Genomic DNA, 17,758 nt, shown 5'->3' with positions numbered 1-17,758 from the left:
AGTTTCAGTGCAACAACGGGCCTCCGCAGCGGCGTCGAGGCCACCGGAACGAAAAGGTAGACAGATGCTCCAGATCAAGAACCTGCACGCGCGCATCGGCGACCGCGAGATCCTGAAGGGCCTCGACCTGACGGTGAACGCGGGCGAGATCCACGCCATCATGGGCCCGAACGGGGCCGGCAAGTCGACGCTCTCCTACATCCTCGCCGGCAAGGACGACTACGAGGTGACCGAGGGCGAGGTGCTTCTCAACGGCGTGAACATCCTGGAGATGGAGCCGAACGAGCGCGCCACGGCGGGCCTGTTCCTGGCCTTCCAGTACCCGATCGAGATCCCGGGCGTTGCCTCCATGACCTTCCTGCGCGCCGCGCTCAATGCGCACCGCAAGGCCCGGGGCGAGGGCGAGATCTCCACGCCGGACTTCATGCGCGTGATCAAGGAGACGTCGGCCAAGCTCAACATCTCCACCGAGATGCTGAAGCGGCCGGTCAACGTTGGCTTCTCCGGCGGCGAGAAGAAGCGCAACGAGGTGATGCAGATGGCGCTCCTGCAGCCGTCCATCGCCATCCTGGACGAGACGGATTCCGGCCTCGACATCGACGCGCTGAAGGTGGTGTCGGACGGCGTGAACGCGCTGCGCTCGCCGGAGCGCAGTTTCGTGGTGATCACCCACTACCAGCGGCTCCTCAACTATATCGTGCCGGACTTCGTGCACGTGCTCTCCGACGGCCGTATCGTCGCCTCGGGCGGCAAGGAGCTGGCGCTGGAGCTGGAGAAGAACGGCTACGCCGGCTTCGTGCAGGACGCGGCGTGAGCATGGAGACGAGCGACCCCATGGGCACCACCACCGTTCTGCGCACCCCCGCCGAGGAGACGCTGCTGAAGCGCTACCCGGCCGAGAAGGCGTCCCTGCCGGGCGCCCCCGCCGTCGCGAGCCTTCGCGACGGAGCCTTCGCGGCGTTCGAGAAGGTTGGCCTTCCGCACCGGCGGGTGGAGGCCTGGAAGTACACTGACCTTCGGGCCAACCTGCGCACCATCGCGGCCCCGGCCGGCGCGCCGGACCACGGCAGAGTCCAGGCGCTGCCGCCGGCGGTGCCGGGCGACGGCGCCCGCCGCATCGTGGTGGCGAACGGCCGGGTGCTGGCGGATCTCTCCGACCTCGCCGGGCTTGAGCCGGGCGTCAGTGTCCGCAGCCTTGCCGACGCGCTGACCCATGCGGACGCGGCCGTGCTGGCGGCGCTGGAGCCGATCGCCGAAGCGGCCGACAACGTGGCGCTGGCGGTCAACACCGCCTTCATGAGCGACGGCGTGGTGGTGACCATCGCCGACGGCGTGCGGCTGGAGCGGCCGATCGAGATCGCCCACGTGACCGACGGTGAGACCGCCGCCGCCACCGCCGTGCGCAACCTGGTGATGGTGGGCGCGGGCGCGACGGCGACGGTGATCGAGACCGTGGAGTCGACATCGGCGGCGGCGCACCAGAGCAACATCGTCACCATGATGGTGGTGGGCGACGGCGCCGCGGTGGACCACATCCGCCTGCAGCTGGAGCCGTTCGAGGCGGTGAGCCTGACGACGCTGACCGTGTCGATCGGCGCCAACGCCCGGTTCGAGACCTTCAACGCCGCCCTCGGCGCCGGGCTCGCCCGCGCCCAGGTGTTCGCCCGCTTCACCGGCGCGGCCGCGACCGGCGCCTTCCGGGGCGCGACGCTGCTCTCCGGCCGCCGCCATGCGGACACCACGCTGGTGGTGACCCACGACGCGGAGGGCTGCGAGAGCCGCGAGCTGTACAAGGCCGTCGTCGACGACGAGGCGAAGAGCGTGTTCCAGGGCCGCATCAACGTGCCGGCCCACGCCCAGAAGACCGACGCCCGCATGATGACGGCCTCGCTGCTCCTGTCGGACGGCGCCGAGGCCTACGCCAAGCCGGAGCTGGAGATCTTCGCCGACGACGTGCAGTGCGGCCACGGCGCCACCTGCGGCGCGCTCGACGACGACCTCCTGTTCTACATGCTGGCGCGCGGCATCTCGAAGACGGAGGCGGAGAAGCTTCTGATCATCGCCTATCTCGGCGAGGCGATCGACGAGGTGCACAACGAGGCGGTGCGCGAGATGCTGATCCACCGCATCGAGGCGTGGCTGGGGAAACGGGTGGGGTGAGAGGCGGTGGAGTTGGGTGGTGTGCTGGTTGACGTCGGTGGTTCACCCCTCTCTCCCACTCTCTCCCTCAAGGGGAGAGAGGGCCTGATGGTGGTTCGGTCGTGAGCCGGCTGGCCGGATCGCACCACCTCATCGACACCCGCAACATGCCCTCTCCCCCCTTCAGGGGGAGAGAGGGAGAGGGGGGTGACGGCGCATCCGCCGGACGCGGACCCCTTTCGACGAACACAAGAAGGCGAGACCGATCCATGCACGCCCCTCTAGCCGCTCCCTATGACGTCGAGGCGATCCGGCGCGATTTTCCGATTCTCGCCACCACGGTCTATGGCAAGCCGCTCGTCTACCTCGACAACGGCGCCTCGGCGCAGAAGCCGCAGGCGGTGCTGGACCGGATGATGAAGGCCTACACGTCGGAATACGCCAACGTGCACCGGGGCCTGCACTATCTGTCGAACGCCGCCACCGAGGCCTATGAGGAGGCGCGGGAGATCGTGCGCGGCTTCCTGAACGCGCCGTCGGTGGACCAGATCATCTTCACCCGCTCGTCCACGGAGGCCATCAACCTGGTGGCGGCGAGCTGGGGCGGGGCGAACCTGAAGCCCGGCGACGAGGTGATCCTCTCCATCCTGGAGCACCACTCCAACATCGTGCCGTGGAACTTCCACCGGGAACGCAACGGCGTCGTCATCAAGTGGGCGCCGGTGCTGGAGGACGGCACGTTCGACCTGGAGGCGTTCGAGAAGCTCGTCACGCCGCGCACCAAGGTGGTGGCCATCACCCACATGTCGAACGTGACCGGCACGGTGGTGCCGATCGCCGAGGTGGCGCGCATCGCCCATGCGGCGGGCGCGGTGGTGATGGTGGACGGCAGCCAGAGCGCGGTGCACCTGCCGGTGGACGTGCAGGCGCTGGACGCGGACTTCTTCGTCCTCACCGGCCACAAGGTCTACGGGCCGACCGGCATCGGCGTGCTCTACGGCAAGAAGGCGCTGCTGGAGGCCATGCCGCCCTTCATGGGCGGCGGCGAGATGATCCGCGACGTGACGGAGGACTTCGTCACCTACAACGAGCCGCCGCACCGCTTCGAGGCGGGCACGCCGCCGATCGTGCAGGCGATCGGGCTCGGGGCGGCGCTCCGCTACATGGAGGGGATCGGCCGGGAGGCCATCCTGGCGCACGAGAATCGCCTACGCGACTACGCGATGGAGCAGCTCGGCGCCATGAACTCCATCCGCATCTTCGGGACCACGAAGGAGAAGGGCGCCATCGTGGCCTTCGAAATGAAGGGCGCCCACGCCCACGACGTGGCGACGATCATCGACCGTTCGGGCGTCGCCGTCCGGGCCGGAACCCATTGCGCCATGCCGCTCTTGCAACGCTACGGCGTCACCTCCACCTGTCGAGCATCCTTCGGGCTGTACAACACCGTGGGCGAGGTGGATAAACTGGTGGAAGCGCTGCGGAAGGCCGAAACTCTGTTCGGGTGAGAGACCACGATGGACGACATGGCAGCGACCAGCATGAAAGCCGCCGAGGCGACCACGGACGAGGCGGGGCCCAACAAGCCCGCCACCGGGGCCGGCGCGGCCATCCCGCCCGAGGAGATCGACCGTCTGACGGACGACATCATCGCGGCGCTGAAGACGGTGTACGACCCGGAGATCCCGGCGGACATCTACGAACTCGGGCTCGTCTACCGGATCGACATCGACGATGACCGGTTCGTGAAGATCGACATGACGCTGACGGCACCGGCCTGTCCGGTCGCCGGCGAGATGCCGGGCTGGGTGGAGAATGCGGTCGCCACGGTGAACGGCGTCAGCGGGGTGGCGGTGACCATGGTGTTCGATCCGCCGTGGACGCCCGACCGGATGAGCGAAGAGGCGCAGGTCGCCTTGAATTTCTATTGATCCTTCTTGGGATAAGATCCGTCCGGCCTTGAACCGGATGTGTTTCAGGAGACCCGAGCATGGCTACCGCAAGACGCAAGCTGGACGTGATGACGGTGACGGAAGCGGCCGCCGATCGCGTCCGCGAAATTCTGGACAACGCCGATACCCCGGCGCTCGGCGTGCGCGTCGGCGTCAAGAACGGCGGCTGCGCCGGCATGAGCTACACCATGGAACTGGCCACCGACACCCGCCCCGGCGACGAGCGGGTGGACGCCCATGGCGTGACGGTGTTCGTGGATCCGAAGGCGGTGCTGTTTCTGCTCGGCACCCAGATGGACTTCGAGCGGACGACGCTGAAGACCGGATTCACGTTCCTGAACCCCAACCAGGTGAGCGCCTGCGGCTGCGGCGAAAGCGTGAGCCTCGTGGCGGCGGAGATGTCGGCGGGGTGAGGGGCTTATGGCGGGGGCGCTGGCGGGTGACGGGGTGTGCCCCCATCGTCATCGTCCGCGCAGGCGGACCACCCACGCTTTGGGCGGGCGTGGAGGATCGACGGCGGACGGGGTGAATGCGTGGATGGTCCGCCTGAAGCGGACCATGACGGTCACGCGGGGGTGGGGGAGGTTGTGCCTTCCTCGGAGCCGGTGCGGTTCGAACCCCGGCTTTTGTCTTGGCTCGCACCGGAGACCATCACCATCACCATCACCATCACCATCCCCAGCAGCGGTCAGTGTGCCTGAACCCCTCCATCGTCATGGTCCGCGAAGGCGGACCACCCACGCTTTGGGCGGGCGGGGAGGATCGACGGCGGACGGCGTGAATGCGTGGATGGTTCGCCGGAAGCGGACCATGACGATGGCGCGGGGGTGGGGATGGAGTCGCCATTCTGGAGCGGGCGCCGGCGGCGGCGCGGTCCTTGCGCTTTAGCGGCTGGCGTTGCTATGCCCGGTCGGGCTGACCCCATCGCAACCCCGGAGACCTCATGACCCAGTCCACCCTGCTCTCCCGTCTCGTCGCGGCGCGGCCGGAGCCGTGGCGGGCGTATACGCACCATGCGTTCGTGGAGCAGCTGGCGGCGGGGACGCTGCCCGAGGGGGCGTTTCGGCATTATCTGGTGCAGGACTATCTCTTCCTCATCCAGTTCGCACGAGCCTATGCGCTGGCGGTGTTCAAGAGCCGCTCGCTGGACGAGATGCAGTATGGGCTCAATGGGTTGAAGGCCATTCTTGAACTTGAGATGGATCTGCATGTACGCACCTGCGCCGGCTGGGGGCTGACGCGGGAGGCCATGGCGGCGACGCCGGAGGACATTCCGACGACCGCCTATACGCGGTTCGTGATCGACGCGGGTCTCACCGGCGACCTCTTGGACCTCCACGTGGCGCTGAGCCCATGCGTGATCGGTTACAGCGTGATCGCCGAGCGGCTGGCGGCGCTGCCGGGGACGCTCGATCCGGCCAACCCTTATGCCTTCTGGATCGCCGAGTATGCGGGCGAGGCCTATCGGGTGGTGGCGGAGGGGGCGGTGGCGACGCTTGACCGGCTGGCGGGTGAGGACCTGCCGGCGACACGGTTCGAGCGGCTGGCGGATCTCTTCGCCCAGGCTTCGCGCCTGGAGGCGGCCTTCTGGCAGATGGGGCTCGACGCGGCCCGGTAGGTCGAGGGAGAGTGGGCGGGGGGCGCCCGCGGGCCGGCCTCGGCGCGGCGCCGTCCGGCTGGTGCGCACCTTACGACGGAGGGGCATGGCGATGGCGGACGGCAGCTTCCTGGATCTGCTCGACGAGCTGTTCGGACCTGTCGGCGGCGTGACGCGCAAGCGTATGTTCGGCGGGCACGGCCTCTTCCGCGACGGCCTGATGGTGGCGCTCGTGGCGGACGACACGCTCTATCTCAAGGTGGACGACGGCAACCGGGCGGACTTCGAGGCGGAGGGATCGGCGCCGTTCAGCTACGGGACCAAGGACGGCGCGCGCACGATCACCAGCTATTGGCGGGCGCCGGAGCGGCTCTATGACGAGCCTGAGACCTTCGCGGCGTTTGCCGAGGGTGCGTTCGCGGCGGCGCGGCGCGGGGCGGTGAAGAAAAAGGCGGGCGGGACGGTCAGGCCGCGCCGCGCCCGGTCTCCTTCCGCCGCTCCATGACGGCGAGGTCGCGCTCGGTGCAGACCCGGTTGCGGCCGTTGCGCTTGGCGAGATAGAGCGACGCGTCGGCGCGCTCGATCACCGAGGCGACGGTGTCGGAGGGTTTCCAGGTGGAGACGCCGATCGAAATGGTGATGTAGCCGAGGTTCTCGCCCGTCGAGCGCTTGACCAGTTCCTTCGACATGACGGCGATGCGGATGTGGTCCGCCACGGTGCGCGCGTGGTCGAGACCGGTGCGCGGCAGGATGATGGCGAACTCCTCGCCGCCGTAGCGGCAGGCGATATCCTGGCCCTTCACGTTCTGCTTCACGGCAAGGCCGACGAGACGCAGCACCTGGTCGCCGGTCTGGTGGCCGTAGGTGTCGTTGAAGGTCTTGAAATGGTCGATGTCGGTGATCAGCAGCGAGAAGGTCTCGTCGCTGTCGCGCGAGTTGGCGACGGCGCGCTCGATCGACTGGTCGAAGTGCTTGCGGTTGGCGAGCGTGGTCAGCTCGTCGGTCAGGCTCTCGAACCGGATGGCGTCCAGGCTTTCCTGCAGGTCGGCGATCTGCTTGCGGCTGTCGGCGAGCTGCGCCTCCAGGAGGCGGTTGGTGGCCTCCGACGAGCGGGTGGAGGTGATCAGGTTCTGGACGATGGAGAGGACGCGCTTCTGATCGGTGGTCGACAGGAGCTCGGAGGTGGACTCGCTCAGGCTCTCGCAATAACGCGCGTTGGCCGAAATGGTCTGTTCGACGGCGCCCACGACCTCGTTGATCTCGTCGGACAGCCGGCTGCCGACCTCCTCGATCCGATCGCCGAGCCGCGACGGGGCCAGGAACTGGCTGTATATCTCATGCACTTCGTCGGTGTTGATATGACCCCGCGCGCGGAGGATGTCGTTCACCGCCTTGTTGAGGGCATGATTGAACCCGGCACAATAGGTGTACCAGAGCTCGTAGTTGCGCGGGTAGGCCGGAATCTCGTTCCGCCGGAGCTGGCCGATGGCAGCCTCTCCGTAGCCGATGGTCCGCTGGAATTCTTCCCGCTGCGACATTCTCGCCCCGCGATGCCCGTGTTCGTCATAGATGTTAGTTCAGCTATGTGAATACGTGGTTAATCCGGATCCGGATTTGCGCAAAACTGCAGCTTACTGGTGAAGACTGCCGGCGGCATCTATCTGGGGACGTGGCCACTGCCCCAAAATGAAACGGCGGGGTCTGAAACCCCGCCGATCTACGAACATAAGCTGCAATCAAGCCGCGACAGTGCGCATAAAAAACGCGTCAGCTTGCCTGCTTGACCGTCCGCACCGGACGCAGCAGGAAGGCCGGAACGTGGTCGCCGAGGCCGATGACGGTCGGGCCGTCGTCGTGATCGCGGCGCGGTCGGCCGTTCCGATCGCCGCCGCGCGGGGGCGCGGGACGCTCCTCCCGACGGGGCGGGCGCGGATCGGCCGGGCGAGGCGCCGCATCGCGCCGGGGCTCGCGCGGGGCACGGGCCTCGACGGGCGCGGCTTCACGCTCGACCGGAGCCTCCGGACGCTCGGTCCGCTCGGCGCGCACGCGCGGTGCCCGCTCGGGACGGTCCTCGGCGGCGGCGCGGGGGGCGCGCTCGGCGCCGTCCTCGGCCGCACGCGGACGGTCGGGCCGGCTGCGGCTGACGCGGGCGCTCGGACGGGCGTCGTCGCTCCGGTCAGGGCGGTCGGATCGATTGCTGCGCTCGGGACGATCACCCCGCTCGGAACGGTCCCCGCGGGACGGCGACGCGGAGGCGGCCCGCCGACGGCGGCGCGAGTCCGGGTCGGCCTGGACCTTCTCGCCGATCCACTCCACGTCGTCGCCGGTGAGCTTCTCGATGGCGGAGAGGTACTTGATGTCGTCCGGCGTCACCAGGGTGATGGCGGTGCCGGAACGTCCGGCCCGGCCGGTGCGGCCGATGCGGTGGACATAGTCCTCCGCGTGGATCGGGACGTCGAAGTTGTAGACGTGGCTGACGTCCGGAATGTCGAGGCCGCGGGCGGCGACGTCGGAGGCGACCAGAAGGGTGAGCGTGCCCTTCTTGAAGGCGTCGAGGGTCGCCATGCGGGCCCGCTGGTCCATGTCGCCATGGAGGGCGCCGACGTTGAAGCCGTGCTTCTCCAGGCTGCGGAACAGCACCGCCACGTCCTTCTTGCGATTGCAGAAGACGATGGCGTTCTTCAGGTCCTTGGCGTCGGCGATCAGGTCGCGCAGCACCTGGCGCTTCTCGTGCGCCTCGTAGCCGGACGCGATCAGACGCTGGGCCACCGTCTTGGCCGTGGTGGCCGGCTTGGCGACCTCGATGCGGACGGGATTGGTGAGGAAGCTCTCCGTCAGCCGCTGGATCTCCGGCGGCATCGTGGCGGAGAAGAAGAGCGTCTGATGCTTCTTGGTGATGAGCTTCAGGATGCGCTCGATGTCCGGAATGAACCCCATGTCGAGCATGCGGTCCGCCTCGTCGATGACGAGGATCTCGACGCCGTTGAGGAGCAGCTTGCCGCGCTCGAAGTGGTCGAGCAGGCGGCCCGGGGTGGCGATCAGCACGTCGACGCCGCGGTCGAGCTTGCGATCCTGCTCGTCGAAGGAGACGCCGCCGATGAGGAGCGCCACGGTCAGCTTCTGGTTCACCCCGTACTTGACGAAGTTCTCCTCCACCTGGGCGGCGAGCTCGCGCGTCGGCTCCAGGATGAGCGTCCGCGGCATGCGCGCCCGGGCGCGCCCCTTTTCAAGGAGCGTCATCATGGGCAGCACGAAGGACGCCGTCTTGCCGGTGCCCGTCTGGGCGATGCCGATGACGTCACGTCCGGAGACGGCGTGGGGGATGGCCTCGGCCTGGATCGGGGTAGGCGTCGTGTAGCCAGCCGCCTCGACGGCGGCCAGAACCTTGTCGCTAAGGCCGAGTTCGGAAAATGACATGTTGTAGGTGCGTTCCAACCGTGACGGTGTCGAAGGGGTATCGGGTTCGATCGGTAACAGCCGCGCGTTCAGAAAACGTGATGGCTCACGCATGAAGTTGCGTATCTTCAATCGGACCCTGAAAATAGGGACGAACCGGGTGATGTCAATCGTTTCCGCCGGTTTTCATGCGTTTTCGTCCGACTTCTCACCCGTCTGGTGAACCGGCTGAACAGATTCGGAGTGTGTCACATGGCTGATCCGGTGATCTTCGTACCCGGCCTCAACTGTACCGGAACGCTCTTCGACCACCAGATCAAGGCCATGGAAGGCGAAAGACCCGTCCTGGTGGCGAATCATCGAGAGGCGGAGACGATCGATGACATCGCCGCGACACTTCTGGCGATGGCGCCGGAGCGATTTGTGCTGGCGGGACTTTCCATGGGCGGCTACGTGGCGCTCTCGGTGATGCGCGCGGCCCCGGAGCGGGTGCGCGGCCTGGTGCTGATGGACACGAGCGCCCGCGCCGACACGCCGGAGGCGAGCGAGCGGCGGACCCGGCAGATCGCCATCGCGGAGGCCGGGCGGTTCGCCGAGATCCCGGACCTGCAGATCCCGATGCTGCTCCATCCAAGCCGGCTGGAGGACGCGGCCCTGACCGAAACCGTCCGGGCGATGGCCGAGGAAACCGGGGCGGAGGTCTTCGCGCGGCAGCAGCGGGCCATCATGGGCCGTCCGGACGCACGTGGCGGGCTGCCGCGGATCGCCTGCCCGACGCTGGTGATCGTCGGCGACGGGGATGCGATCACACCGCGCGAGATGGCCGAGGAGATGGTGGACCAGATCCCCGGCGCGCGGCTGGCGGTGATGCCGGTGTGCGGGCATCTCGCCAGCCTGGAGCGGCCGATCGCGGTGACGCACGCCCTCACCACCTTCCTCGTCGACCACGGGCTCTGAGCGAATTGGCCGATGGTTTGAATTGTCCGCATCGGCTTCACGTCTTCCTGACGGCCCTGTCCCTAGGGTTGCGCGCACTGGTGTGACGCGGGTGGAGGAAAGCGCGTGAAGATCCTGATCGGACTGCTGGCCGGCGCCCTGATGGCGCGGCGGACGGAGACGGAACCGGTGGTGGCGAGCGCGCTCGAGGCCATCGACCTGCAGCCGGCGCCGATCAACCCGGCGCACGTGGTGGCGGGCGCCCCGTTCGCCCGCAGCGGCGTGCAGTCGCGCAGCCTCGACGGCGCGGCGTCCACCTGCGTGTGGGACTGCACGGACGGCGCCTTCCGCTGGCATTTCGGCTGGGAGGAGACGGTGCTGATCCTGGAAGGCTCGGTGACGGTGACCGACGAGGCCGGAACGAGCCGGACCCTCAATCCGGGCGACGTGGCCTATTTCGCCGTGAACACCTGGTCCACCTGGACGGTGCACGGATATGTACGCAAGCTCGCCTTCTGCCGCCGGGCCGACCCGCTGCCGGTCGCCCTCGTCTATCGGATGAAGGGCGTGGTGACGGACCTGGTGCGCGGCAGGCTGAAGGCGGCGTGAGGGGGCAGGGTCTCCGGCCGCGCTTTCATGAAAGGGCGGCGGCCGGAGCTGTTTGGCTCAGAAGCTGGTGGTAAGGCGGGTCAGCCACTCCGGGCTCATATCCACCAGGATGGTCTCCAGGCGCTTGTCCCATCCGGAGAGGATGAGGGCGCCGGCGACGAGGAGGAGCGCGCCGAGGATGGACTTGGCGCCCGACCCGGCCGAGAGCATGCGGCCGCGAAGCCGCATCAGCCGCTCGCGCGACAGGTAGCCGAGGCCGACGAGCGGCAGGCCGGCGCCGATGCCGAACACCAGCATGGTGGCGGCCACCGCCCAGAGGTTCTCCCCCCGCGCGGCCATGATGGACGCGGCGCCGAGCGTCGGGCCGACGCACGGGCTCCACACCGCGCCGAGCAGCAGACCGACGCCGAACTGGCCGCCGAGGCCGCTGGTGGAGAAGCCGCCGAGGTGGCGCTCCGTCCAGTCGCCCATGGGGCCGGCGGCGGCGGCGAGGCGCACCTGCGCGGCCGGCACCAGGAGCGCGAGGCCGAGGCCGATCAAGAGGATGGCCGAGACGGTGCGGAACACCCCGGCGTCGAGCCCGATGGCGAAGCCCACAGTGGCGACGAAGAGGCCGATCGCCGTGAAGGAGAGCGCAAGGCCGGTGGCAAGCGCCACCGGGCCGAGGCGGTGCTCAGACACCGCCGCCCCGAGCACGATCGGCAGCACCGGCAGCACGCAGGGCGACAGGATGGAGAGGACGCCGGCGAGGAAGGCGAAGCCGATCATGACGGGCGAACCTCAGAGCGCGGAGCGGGCGAGGGCTTCGATGGAGGCCGGATCGGTGTCGCCGACGGATCGGCCCGTTTCCGTGGTGCCCTTGAAGGCGATCAGCGTGCTCTGCATCTGGGCGCCGAGGGCGCGCACCACGTCCTTCTGGCTGTCGAAGTCCACTTCCATGATGACGAGCGGGCCGAAGTCCGGCCTGCCCTTGATGTCGGCCAGGATGGGCTTCTGCGCCTTGCAGGTGGGGCACCAGGGGGCGCTGATCTCCACCAGGATGGACTTGCCCTCGGCCTTGGCGGCGTCGAAGGCGGCGGTGGTGAAGGGCGTCGCGGTCTCGGCGAGGGCGGGGCCGGGACGGGCGACGCCGAGGAGGGCGACGGCCGCAACGGCGGCGGCGAGAAGGGCGCGGCGGGTGGTCATGAAGGATCTCTCCGGGCTCATCGAAGGGGAGCGGCCCGTCCTGTCGGACGGGTCCTCCGTCATTCGGCGGATGCGCGGCGGCCGTTACGGGCACAAGCGCGTGATCGCCGCGTGTGCGGAGAGGTGCGCGCGGGCGGGGAGCTACCAGCGCAGGATCCGCTGTCCGGCGGCGGCGCCGGCGAGCGCGAGCAGGCCGACGGAGAGGCCGTACCAGGTGGCGACGAAGAGGGGGCTGTCGTCCGGGCAGTAGGTGCCATAGGCGGTGGCCGCGATGCCACCCGCGAGAAGGCCGGCAGCTAGACCTGCAAGGGCCGGCCGCGTCGGCGCCGCGCGGCGAAGGGCCGTCAGGAGGACCGCGAGCGGGAGTGCGCCGAGCAGCGGCACATAGACGAGGCAGGCGAGGCTGTTGGACCCGACGAGGGCCGGCCCGATTTCGGCGGCGGGAAGAGCCGCGACTTCCAACAGGACGCCGCCGAGAAGAAGCGCGAGCGGAACGCCGAGAATCGCAAACGCACGCGGGCGGGGACGCTCCGGATGAGCGAGGGTCGCCAGGAGCACGAAGGCGGACCCGACCAGGGCGAGGGTGACGGCAAACTTCAGCGCCAGGCGCGCATCGCCGTTGAGGTTGGTCACCTCCGCGCGCACGGAGCCGAGGAGAAGGGCAAAGACCACCGCGGTCGCCGCGACCGCCGCCACGAGCGCGAGGCCGAGCAGGCGAGCGGGGCGAGGCAGGGCCGGCGCGGCGTCGTCGGCAAGGCTGGCGATCAGGTCGTCGGTGTTCATGTGGTGCGTCCCATGCGGCTGCGGATGGCGGCAAGGCCCCGATGGAGCGCCACCCGAACGGCGACTTCGCTCATCCCGAACCCGGTCGCCGTCTCGCGAATGGACCGGCCTTCCAAGGTGATGGCGCTCACCACCGAGCGCTGGCCCGGCGGCAGGGCGTCGAGCACGGTCTGGACGTCGTGCGCCGACACGGTCTCGACCTCGGGCGCGGCGATGAGGTGCTCGTAGTCGGCGATATCCTCCGCCGGGCGGGCGCCGCGGCGGCGGATGGCGTCGATCGCCTTGTAGCGGGCGATGGCGGCGAGCCATGGACCGATCGGCCGGTCCGGCCGCCACGTGTGACGCTTGGCGTGGATCGCCAGCAGGGTTTCCTGCACCACATCCTCCAGGTCCGCCTGCGCGGAGGCCGGCAGGCGGCGCCGGGCCATCGCGCGGATGTCCACCGCCGCACGGGCGAGAAAATCCCGATAGGCGGCCTTGTCGCCCTCAAGGGCCTGCCGCATCAGGGTGGCCAACGCGTCTTCGTTCCGCACCGTCGCGCTCCCCCACGGTGTTCGCGGCGTTGGGCGGTCCGTTACACCGCCGGCGCCCGCGCTCGTCCTCAGGAAAAATGCCAGACCCGGCCGCCGGGCGCCCATCACGATCGCGTGGACGGGCGATCCTTGACCGGGGTCGGCCGGGCGGGTGCCGAAATGGTGAGCGCGACGCCGGCGAGAATGGCCGTGGTCGCCAACACGAGGCGGACGGTGAGCGGTTCGTCGAGAAGCGTCACCGCGCCGAAGGCGGCGATCACCGGAACGGTGAGCTGGACCACGGCCGCCTTGGTGGGGGTGAGATGGGGGAGGGCCGCGTACCACACCGCATAGCCGACGCCGGAGGTGATGGCGCCGGAGACGACGGCGAGGGCGAAGCCCGTCGCCGTCATGGCGGACGCGCCGGAGGCGGCGAGGAGCGGCAGGCCGAGGAGGGCGGCGCGCCAGAAGTTGCCGGCCGTCGCGCCGAGCGGATCGGCAACGCCCCGCGCCCGGAGCGAATAGGCCGCCCAGGCGATCCCGGAGGCGGCCATGAGCGCCGTGCCGACCGGATCGGGCGCGGCAAGGCCGGGGGAGACCAGGTAGACGAAGGCCGCGAAGGCGACGGCAAGGCCCGCCGCCTCGCGGAGGGTCGGGCCCTGCCGCTGGACCATGCCCCAGGTCACCATGCTGATCTGGACCACGGCGAAGAGCACGACGGCGCCGAGCGCCGCGCCGATCCGGATGTAGGCGACCGAGAAGGCGACGGCGTAGACGAAGAGCGCGAGGCCAGAGAGCCAGCCGCCCGCGCGGGCGGCGGCGGCGCGCCGGTCGCGCCAGGCGAGGAGGGCGAGAAGCATGAGCGCGCCGGAGACGAGCCGGACGACCGTGTAGCGCCACGGGTCGATGGCGCCGTCCACGAGGGCTGCGCGGGCGAGGAGGGAGTTGGCCGCGAAGGCCACCATGGCGAGGGCGGTGAGCGCGGCCGCCTTGACGATCCCGCCGGCCGGGCCGTTCCGTTCCTCCGCCATATCCCGTCTCCCCGGCGCGCCTGGCCCGGCGGTCCTCCGACCGCTTCCGATTCGAGAGGGTGGAGCATTCTCTCATCGATCCGGTGATGCAACCTGATCGGAGAAGGCTTCGACGGATGGCGGACCGGCTGGCACCCGCTCGGTATCAGTCGTTCGCGACCGCCTTGGCGGCGAGGGTGGTGGCGATGCTTTCCGCCTTGAGGCCGGCCTCGCGCCGCTCGCTGTAGCGGCTGGTGAGGCGGTCGGAGCGGTCGCGGACGAGGTAGGTGAACTTCACCAGTTCCTCCATCACGTCGACCACGCGCTCGTAGAGCGGACCGGGCTTCATGCGGCCGGCCTCGTCGAACTCCTGGAACGCCTTCGGCACGGACGACTGGTTGGGGACGGTGACCATGCGCATCCAGCGGCCGAGCAGGCGAAGGGTGTTCACCGCGTTGAACGACTGGGAGCCGCCGGAGACCTGGCAGACCGCGAGGGTGCGGCCCTGGGTGGGGCGGATGGCGCCGATGGCGAGCGGGATCCAGTCGATCTGCGCCTTCATGATGCCCGTGATGGCGCCGTGCCGCTCCGGGCTGACCCAGACTTGGCCCTCGGACCATTCGCTGAGCGCCCGAAGTTCCGCCACCTTCGGGTGGTCGGCGGGGGCGCCGTCCGGCAGCGGCAGGCCCGTGGGGTCGTAGATGCGGGTCTCGCAGCCGAAGCGCTCCAGAAGGCGGGCGGCCTCGTAGGCGAGGAGGCGGCTGTAGGAGCGCTCGCGCAGGCTCCCGTAGAGGAGGAGGATGCGCGGCGGATGGCGGGCGCCGTCGGCGGGGGCGTAGAGATCCGGGTCGACGGGGGCGAGGAAGCGCGCGTCGAGGGCGGGGAAGACGTCGTGGTCGGGAAGGTCGGTGCCGCGCATGGCGAGGGCTCCTTCAGGCATGGGGTTCTGCGGTAAGCGCCGCCGGAGCGGCGTGGAGGGCCCGGCGGATGCGGGCGATCTCCAGGAAGGCGGCGACGCCGAGGAGGCCGACGAGCGCCAGGGTGAGGAGGGCGGGCGTCGGACCCTGCACCTCCAGGTGCCAGGCGAACAGGAAGGGCGCCGCGGCGGCGAGGAACTGGCGCACCAGCGCCATGCGGCCGAGCCGCGCCCCGTAGGACGCGCCGCCGAAAAGGGCGAGGGGGAGGGTGCCCTGCACGATGCTCTTCAGGCCGGATCCGAAGCCGAGGAGGATGGCGAACACCGCAGCGCCGGCGACGGCCGGGGCCGAGGCGGCGAGGATGAGCACGGCGGCCGGAAGCATGCTCATGCCGAACAGCGTCACCGCCAGGGGATGGCGGCGGACGCCGAACACCATGTTGACGAAGCGCACGAGCACCTGCGCCGGGCCGAACAGGGTGGAGACGACGAGCGCCGAGGTGCCGAGCCCGAGGGCGGTGAGCGCAGGCACCATTTGGGCGAGGAGGGCCGAGAGGAGGAAGCCGGAGAGCGCGAAGCCGACGGTGACGAGGAGAAAGACGCGCTTGGCGATCGCCGGGGGCATGGGCGGGTCGCGCGGGAGGGCCGGGGCGGCCGAGGCGGTAGGCTGCTCGATGGCGGACCGGCGGCCGGCGACGGCCATCAGGGCGTGCAGCGGCAGGGCGACGAAGAGGTTCAGGCCGGCGAAGATGAGAAGCACCGTCCGCCAGTCGGCCTCCGTGTGGAGAAAGGACGTGAGCGGCCAGAACAGCGTGGAGGCGAAGCCGGCGATCAGGGTGAGGTGGGTGATGCGGCTGCGCGCGCCCGTGCCGCACGCCTGGACGAGCGCCGTGAAGGCAGCGTCGTAGAGGATGAGGGTGGCGGCGACCTCGACCAGGATCAGGCCGGCCGCAAAGAGGAGCGGGGAGGGCGCGAAGGCCGTGGCCGCCAGGGCGAGCGCCGCCGCCGCCGACCCGACCGTCATCACGGCCGGCGCGCCGTGGCGGTCGAGCGCCCGGCCGACCGGCGGCGCCGCGAAGCCGCCGACGAGCAGCGCCACGGAGAAGGCGCCGTAGATCCACGACACCGGCCAGGCGAAGCTCGCCGCGATGTCCTCCGCCAGGATGGCGAAGGCGTAGTAGAGCGTGCCGTAGCCGATCACCTGGGTGGTGCCGAGAATGGCCACCAGGGCGGCGGGCGGCAGGGGGCCTTGGCGGAGCGCGGCCATCATGGACGGCGCGCCGCGGGGAGGGCGCCGCTCCGGTCGGCGAGCGACCCGTGTCGAAGGAGGATGGGCGCCGCGCAAGGGTCGGCCGAGGGGTGGGGCACCAGGATCCTCCGGAAGGGGCGGGCGTCGAGACGGGCAGGAGCGGGGGCGGTCGGGGCGAAGGCGAGTCAGTCGCAGCAGGAGGCCGCGCCGTCGGGGCGGGGGATCACCCGGTCGGCGGCGACGAGCGCGTCGGTGATCTCCATCCAGGCGTCGATGGCGACCCGAAGCGCGTCCCTGCCCTTCTCGGTGAGGGTGTAGACCTTGCGTTCGCGGCCGGCGACGACCTCGGCCGCGAAGGTGACATAGCCGCCTTCCTCGAACTCGCGGAGCACCGGGTAGATGGTGCCCTCCGACGGCGAGCAGCAGCCGTTCGTGGTGCGCTCCACCGTGCGGGCGATGTCGTAGCCGTGCATGGGACGGTCGTGCAGCACCCTGAGGATGAAGAACTTGGAAAGGCTCATCTTGATGGTGCCGTTCCAATAGGCGCGGCTGGACAGGTCGGGCGCGGACTTCGGCTCCCGCCTTGCGGCGTCGTCGGCATGCATCGAGGGGCTAGGCATGAGGTGACCCTATGCCTCGGACCTCGATGCGTCAAGAGGAGGCATCGGGGGGAGGGCACCGGCGGCGGATCCGTGATTTCCCGGATGCGACGGGATGATGACGGCCGGCTCCTTCGTAGATGATGGAAAGGACGGTGCAGCGACGCCGTCCGTTACCCGGGGCGCCGTCCTGACGCGTCCCGTCTAGGAGGCCAAGGCATGAACCAGGACGAGCGTTCCGTCATCCGTGATCTGTTCGGCAAGCTGGAAGCGGTGGAGCGGCAGGCGCCGCCGCGCGACCCGGAAGCCGAGCGTTTCATCCACGACCGGATCTCCGCCCAGCCGGGCGCGCCCTACTACATGGCCCAGACGATCGTCATGCAGGAGCAGGCGCTGATGGAGGCGCAGCGGCGCATCGAGGAGCTGGAGGCGTCCTCCGCGCCGGAGCCGGAGAGCCGCGGCGGCTTCGGCGGCCTTTGGGGCGCGCGGCCGCCGGCGCCGCGGGCGGCGGGCGGCGCCATGTCCGGCCGGGTGCCGACGACGGGCGCGCGCGCCGGGATGGGCACGATGGGCGGCGGCATGCAGAGCATGCGGCCGGGCATGGGTGGCGGCATGGGCGGCGGCGGCTTCCTGGCCGGCGCAGCGCAGACCGCCATGGGCGTCGCGGGCGGCATGCTGCTCGGCAGCATGCTGGCCGGCATGTTCACCGGCGACGAGGCGAACGCCGCCGAAACGCCGGCCGAGGAGCCGCCGGCGGAGGATCCGGGCGTCGACGACGGTGACATGGACTTCGGCGGCGGCGAGGAATTCTGAGCCGACTGTAAGTCAGATGTGGGGGCCGGTCCGGGCGCCATGCCCGGATCGGTAGCCGGCCT

General features: G+C 69.9%; 20 protein-coding genes. 10 read left to right on the top strand and 10 right to left on the bottom strand.

The features are described from left to right. Positions 1–64 precede the first annotated feature (64 nt). From sufC to BUQ68_RS03785, 7 genes are all read left to right on the top strand, one after another. Positions 65–814, top strand: coding sequence for a Fe-S cluster assembly ATPase SufC (sufC, locus tag BUQ68_RS03815; protein ID WP_075214600.1), 750 nt, complete (start codon positions 65–67; stop codon positions 812–814). A 2-nt stretch (positions 815–816) separates the two neighbouring features. Then, a complete protein-coding gene (sufD, locus tag BUQ68_RS03810; RefSeq protein ID WP_245293152.1) occupies positions 817–2,160 on the top strand; it encodes a Fe-S cluster assembly protein SufD in 1,344 nt (447 codons plus the stop codon). A gap of 248 nt (positions 2,161–2,408) precedes the next feature. After that, on the top strand, positions 2,409–3,647 hold the full coding sequence (locus BUQ68_RS03805) for a cysteine desulfurase (protein ID WP_075214599.1): 1,239 nt from the start codon (positions 2,409–2,411) through the stop codon (positions 3,645–3,647). Positions 3,648–3,656: 9 nt separating this feature from the next. Further along, positions 3,657–4,070: an SUF system Fe-S cluster assembly protein gene (locus BUQ68_RS03800; RefSeq protein WP_083656244.1), complete on the top strand. Its 414-nt coding sequence runs from the start codon at positions 3,657–3,659 to the stop codon at positions 4,068–4,070. Between the two features lie 59 nt (positions 4,071–4,129). Then, positions 4,130–4,504, top strand: coding sequence for a Fe-S cluster assembly scaffold SufA (sufA, locus tag BUQ68_RS03795; protein ID WP_075214598.1), 375 nt, complete (start codon positions 4,130–4,132; stop codon positions 4,502–4,504). Positions 4,505–5,034: 530 nt separating this feature from the next. Then, positions 5,035–5,709, top strand: a complete 675-nt coding sequence (locus tag BUQ68_RS03790) for a TenA family protein (protein ID WP_075214597.1) — start codon at positions 5,035–5,037, stop codon at positions 5,707–5,709. 91 nt (positions 5,710–5,800) lie between these two features. Continuing rightward, the gene (locus BUQ68_RS03785) at positions 5,801–6,193 is read left to right on the top strand and encodes a TfoX/Sxy family protein (RefSeq protein ID WP_095407276.1); all 393 of its coding nucleotides are present in this window, start codon (positions 5,801–5,803) and stop codon (positions 6,191–6,193) included. On the opposite strand, the gene BUQ68_RS03780 is transcribed toward BUQ68_RS03785, so the two are convergent. Then, on the bottom strand, positions 6,153–7,226 hold the full coding sequence (locus BUQ68_RS03780) for a GGDEF domain-containing protein (protein WP_075214595.1): 1,074 nt from the start codon (positions 7,224–7,226) through the stop codon (positions 6,153–6,155). The genes BUQ68_RS03785 and BUQ68_RS03780 overlap by 41 nt on opposite strands. 229 nt (positions 7,227–7,455) lie before the next feature. Continuing rightward, positions 7,456–9,105 carry a DEAD/DEAH box helicase gene (locus tag BUQ68_RS03775; protein WP_075214776.1) on the bottom strand — a complete coding sequence of 550 codons (1,650 nt, stop codon included), beginning with the start codon at positions 9,103–9,105 and terminating at the stop codon, positions 7,456–7,458. Positions 9,106–9,336: 231 nt separating this feature from the next. Between BUQ68_RS03775 and BUQ68_RS03770 the strand changes: the two genes are divergently transcribed. Next, positions 9,337–10,041, top strand: coding sequence for an alpha/beta fold hydrolase (locus BUQ68_RS03770; RefSeq protein ID WP_075214594.1), 705 nt, complete (start codon positions 9,337–9,339; stop codon positions 10,039–10,041). A 105-nt stretch (positions 10,042–10,146) separates the two neighbouring features. Beyond that, a complete protein-coding gene (locus BUQ68_RS03765; protein WP_245293150.1) occupies positions 10,147–10,629 on the top strand; it encodes a cupin domain-containing protein in 483 nt (160 codons plus the stop codon). Between the two features lie 57 nt (positions 10,630–10,686). Here the strand turns inward: BUQ68_RS03765 and BUQ68_RS03760 are convergent, their stop codons facing one another. The 8 genes from BUQ68_RS03760 to BUQ68_RS03725 form a co-directional block, all read right to left on the bottom strand. Further along, positions 10,687–11,397, bottom strand: a complete 711-nt coding sequence (locus BUQ68_RS03760) for a cytochrome c biogenesis CcdA family protein (protein ID WP_075214593.1) — start codon at positions 11,395–11,397, stop codon at positions 10,687–10,689. A gap of 12 nt (positions 11,398–11,409) precedes the next feature. After that, entirely contained in the window at positions 11,410–11,814 is a 405-nt protein-coding gene (locus BUQ68_RS03755) for a thioredoxin family protein (RefSeq protein ID WP_075214774.1), read from the bottom strand. 141 nt (positions 11,815–11,955) lie between these two features. After that, the gene (locus BUQ68_RS03750; RefSeq protein ID WP_075214592.1) at positions 11,956–12,597 is read right to left on the bottom strand and encodes an NrsF family protein; all 642 of its coding nucleotides are present in this window, start codon (positions 12,595–12,597) and stop codon (positions 11,956–11,958) included. Further along, on the bottom strand, positions 12,594–13,130 hold the full coding sequence (locus tag BUQ68_RS03745) for a sigma-70 family RNA polymerase sigma factor (protein ID WP_280949692.1): 537 nt from the start codon (positions 13,128–13,130) through the stop codon (positions 12,594–12,596). Before BUQ68_RS03745 ends, BUQ68_RS03750 begins: the two co-directional genes overlap by 4 nt. A 104-nt stretch (positions 13,131–13,234) precedes the next feature. Then, entirely contained in the window at positions 13,235–14,140 is a 906-nt protein-coding gene (locus BUQ68_RS03740; protein ID WP_075214591.1) for a DMT family transporter, read from the bottom strand. A gap of 145 nt (positions 14,141–14,285) precedes the next feature. Beyond that, positions 14,286–15,059 (bottom strand): arsenical resistance protein ArsH, encoded by a 774-nt coding sequence (arsH, locus tag BUQ68_RS03735; protein ID WP_245293149.1) that lies wholly within the window; start codon positions 15,057–15,059, stop codon positions 14,286–14,288. After that, on the bottom strand, positions 15,052–16,305 hold the full coding sequence (gene arsK, locus BUQ68_RS03730; protein ID WP_075214589.1) for an arsenite efflux MFS transporter ArsK: 1,254 nt from the start codon (positions 16,303–16,305) through the stop codon (positions 15,052–15,054). The genes arsH and arsK overlap by 8 nt, the downstream gene beginning before the upstream one ends. Before the next feature lie 164 nt (positions 16,306–16,469). Beyond that, positions 16,470–16,904 (bottom strand): PadR family transcriptional regulator, encoded by a 435-nt coding sequence (locus BUQ68_RS03725; protein WP_245293148.1) that lies wholly within the window; start codon positions 16,902–16,904, stop codon positions 16,470–16,472. Positions 16,905–17,102: 198 nt separating this feature from the next. Between BUQ68_RS03725 and BUQ68_RS03720 the strand changes: the two genes are divergently transcribed. Beyond that, complete coding sequence (locus tag BUQ68_RS03720) at positions 17,103–17,696, top strand: DUF2076 domain-containing protein (RefSeq protein WP_075214588.1); 594 nt, start codon at positions 17,103–17,105, stop codon at positions 17,694–17,696. Positions 17,697–17,758 lie beyond the last annotated feature (62 nt).

The sequence above is a fragment of the Mongoliimonas terrestris genome, assembly GCF_001927285.1.
GTDB lineage: Bacteria > Pseudomonadota > Alphaproteobacteria > Rhizobiales > Pleomorphomonadaceae > Chthonobacter > Chthonobacter terrestris.
This window is presented reverse-complemented; position numbering and strand designations above follow the sequence as displayed.

Bases quoted from the DNA above. Each gene is read 5' to 3' on its own strand.
- sufC (WP_075214600.1), top strand. From the start codon at position 65: ATGCTCCAGATCAAGAACCTGCACGCGCGCATCGGCGACCGCGAGATC.
- sufD (WP_245293152.1), top strand. From the start codon at position 817: ATGGAGACGAGCGACCCCATGGGCACCACCACCGTTCTGCGCACCCCC.
- BUQ68_RS03805 (WP_075214599.1), top strand. From the start codon at position 2,409: ATGCACGCCCCTCTAGCCGCTCCCTATGACGTCGAGGCGATCCGGCGC.
- BUQ68_RS03800 (WP_083656244.1), top strand. From the start codon at position 3,657: ATGGACGACATGGCAGCGACCAGCATGAAAGCCGCCGAGGCGACCACG.
- sufA (WP_075214598.1), top strand. From the start codon at position 4,130: ATGGCTACCGCAAGACGCAAGCTGGACGTGATGACGGTGACGGAAGCG.
- BUQ68_RS03790 (WP_075214597.1), top strand. From the start codon at position 5,035: ATGACCCAGTCCACCCTGCTCTCCCGTCTCGTCGCGGCGCGGCCGGAG.
- BUQ68_RS03785 (WP_095407276.1), top strand. From the start codon at position 5,801: ATGGCGGACGGCAGCTTCCTGGATCTGCTCGACGAGCTGTTCGGACCT.
- BUQ68_RS03780 (WP_075214595.1), bottom strand. From the start codon at position 7,226: ATGTCGCAGCGGGAAGAATTCCAGCGGACCATCGGCTACGGAGAGGCT.
- BUQ68_RS03775 (WP_075214776.1), bottom strand. From the start codon at position 9,105: ATGTCATTTTCCGAACTCGGCCTTAGCGACAAGGTTCTGGCCGCCGTC.
- BUQ68_RS03770 (WP_075214594.1), top strand. From the start codon at position 9,337: ATGGCTGATCCGGTGATCTTCGTACCCGGCCTCAACTGTACCGGAACG.
- BUQ68_RS03760 (WP_075214593.1), bottom strand. From the start codon at position 11,397: ATGATCGGCTTCGCCTTCCTCGCCGGCGTCCTCTCCATCCTGTCGCCC.
- BUQ68_RS03755 (WP_075214774.1), bottom strand. From the start codon at position 11,814: ATGACCACCCGCCGCGCCCTTCTCGCCGCCGCCGTTGCGGCCGTCGCC.
- BUQ68_RS03750 (WP_075214592.1), bottom strand. From the start codon at position 12,597: ATGAACACCGACGACCTGATCGCCAGCCTTGCCGACGACGCCGCGCCG.
- BUQ68_RS03740 (WP_075214591.1), bottom strand. From the start codon at position 14,140: ATGGCGGAGGAACGGAACGGCCCGGCCGGCGGGATCGTCAAGGCGGCC.
- arsH (WP_245293149.1), bottom strand. From the start codon at position 15,059: ATGCCTGAAGGAGCCCTCGCCATGCGCGGCACCGACCTTCCCGACCAC.
- arsK (WP_075214589.1), bottom strand. From the start codon at position 16,305: ATGATGGCCGCGCTCCGCCAAGGCCCCCTGCCGCCCGCCGCCCTGGTG.
- BUQ68_RS03725 (WP_245293148.1), bottom strand. From the start codon at position 16,904: ATGCCTAGCCCCTCGATGCATGCCGACGACGCCGCAAGGCGGGAGCCG.
- BUQ68_RS03720 (WP_075214588.1), top strand. From the start codon at position 17,103: ATGAACCAGGACGAGCGTTCCGTCATCCGTGATCTGTTCGGCAAGCTG.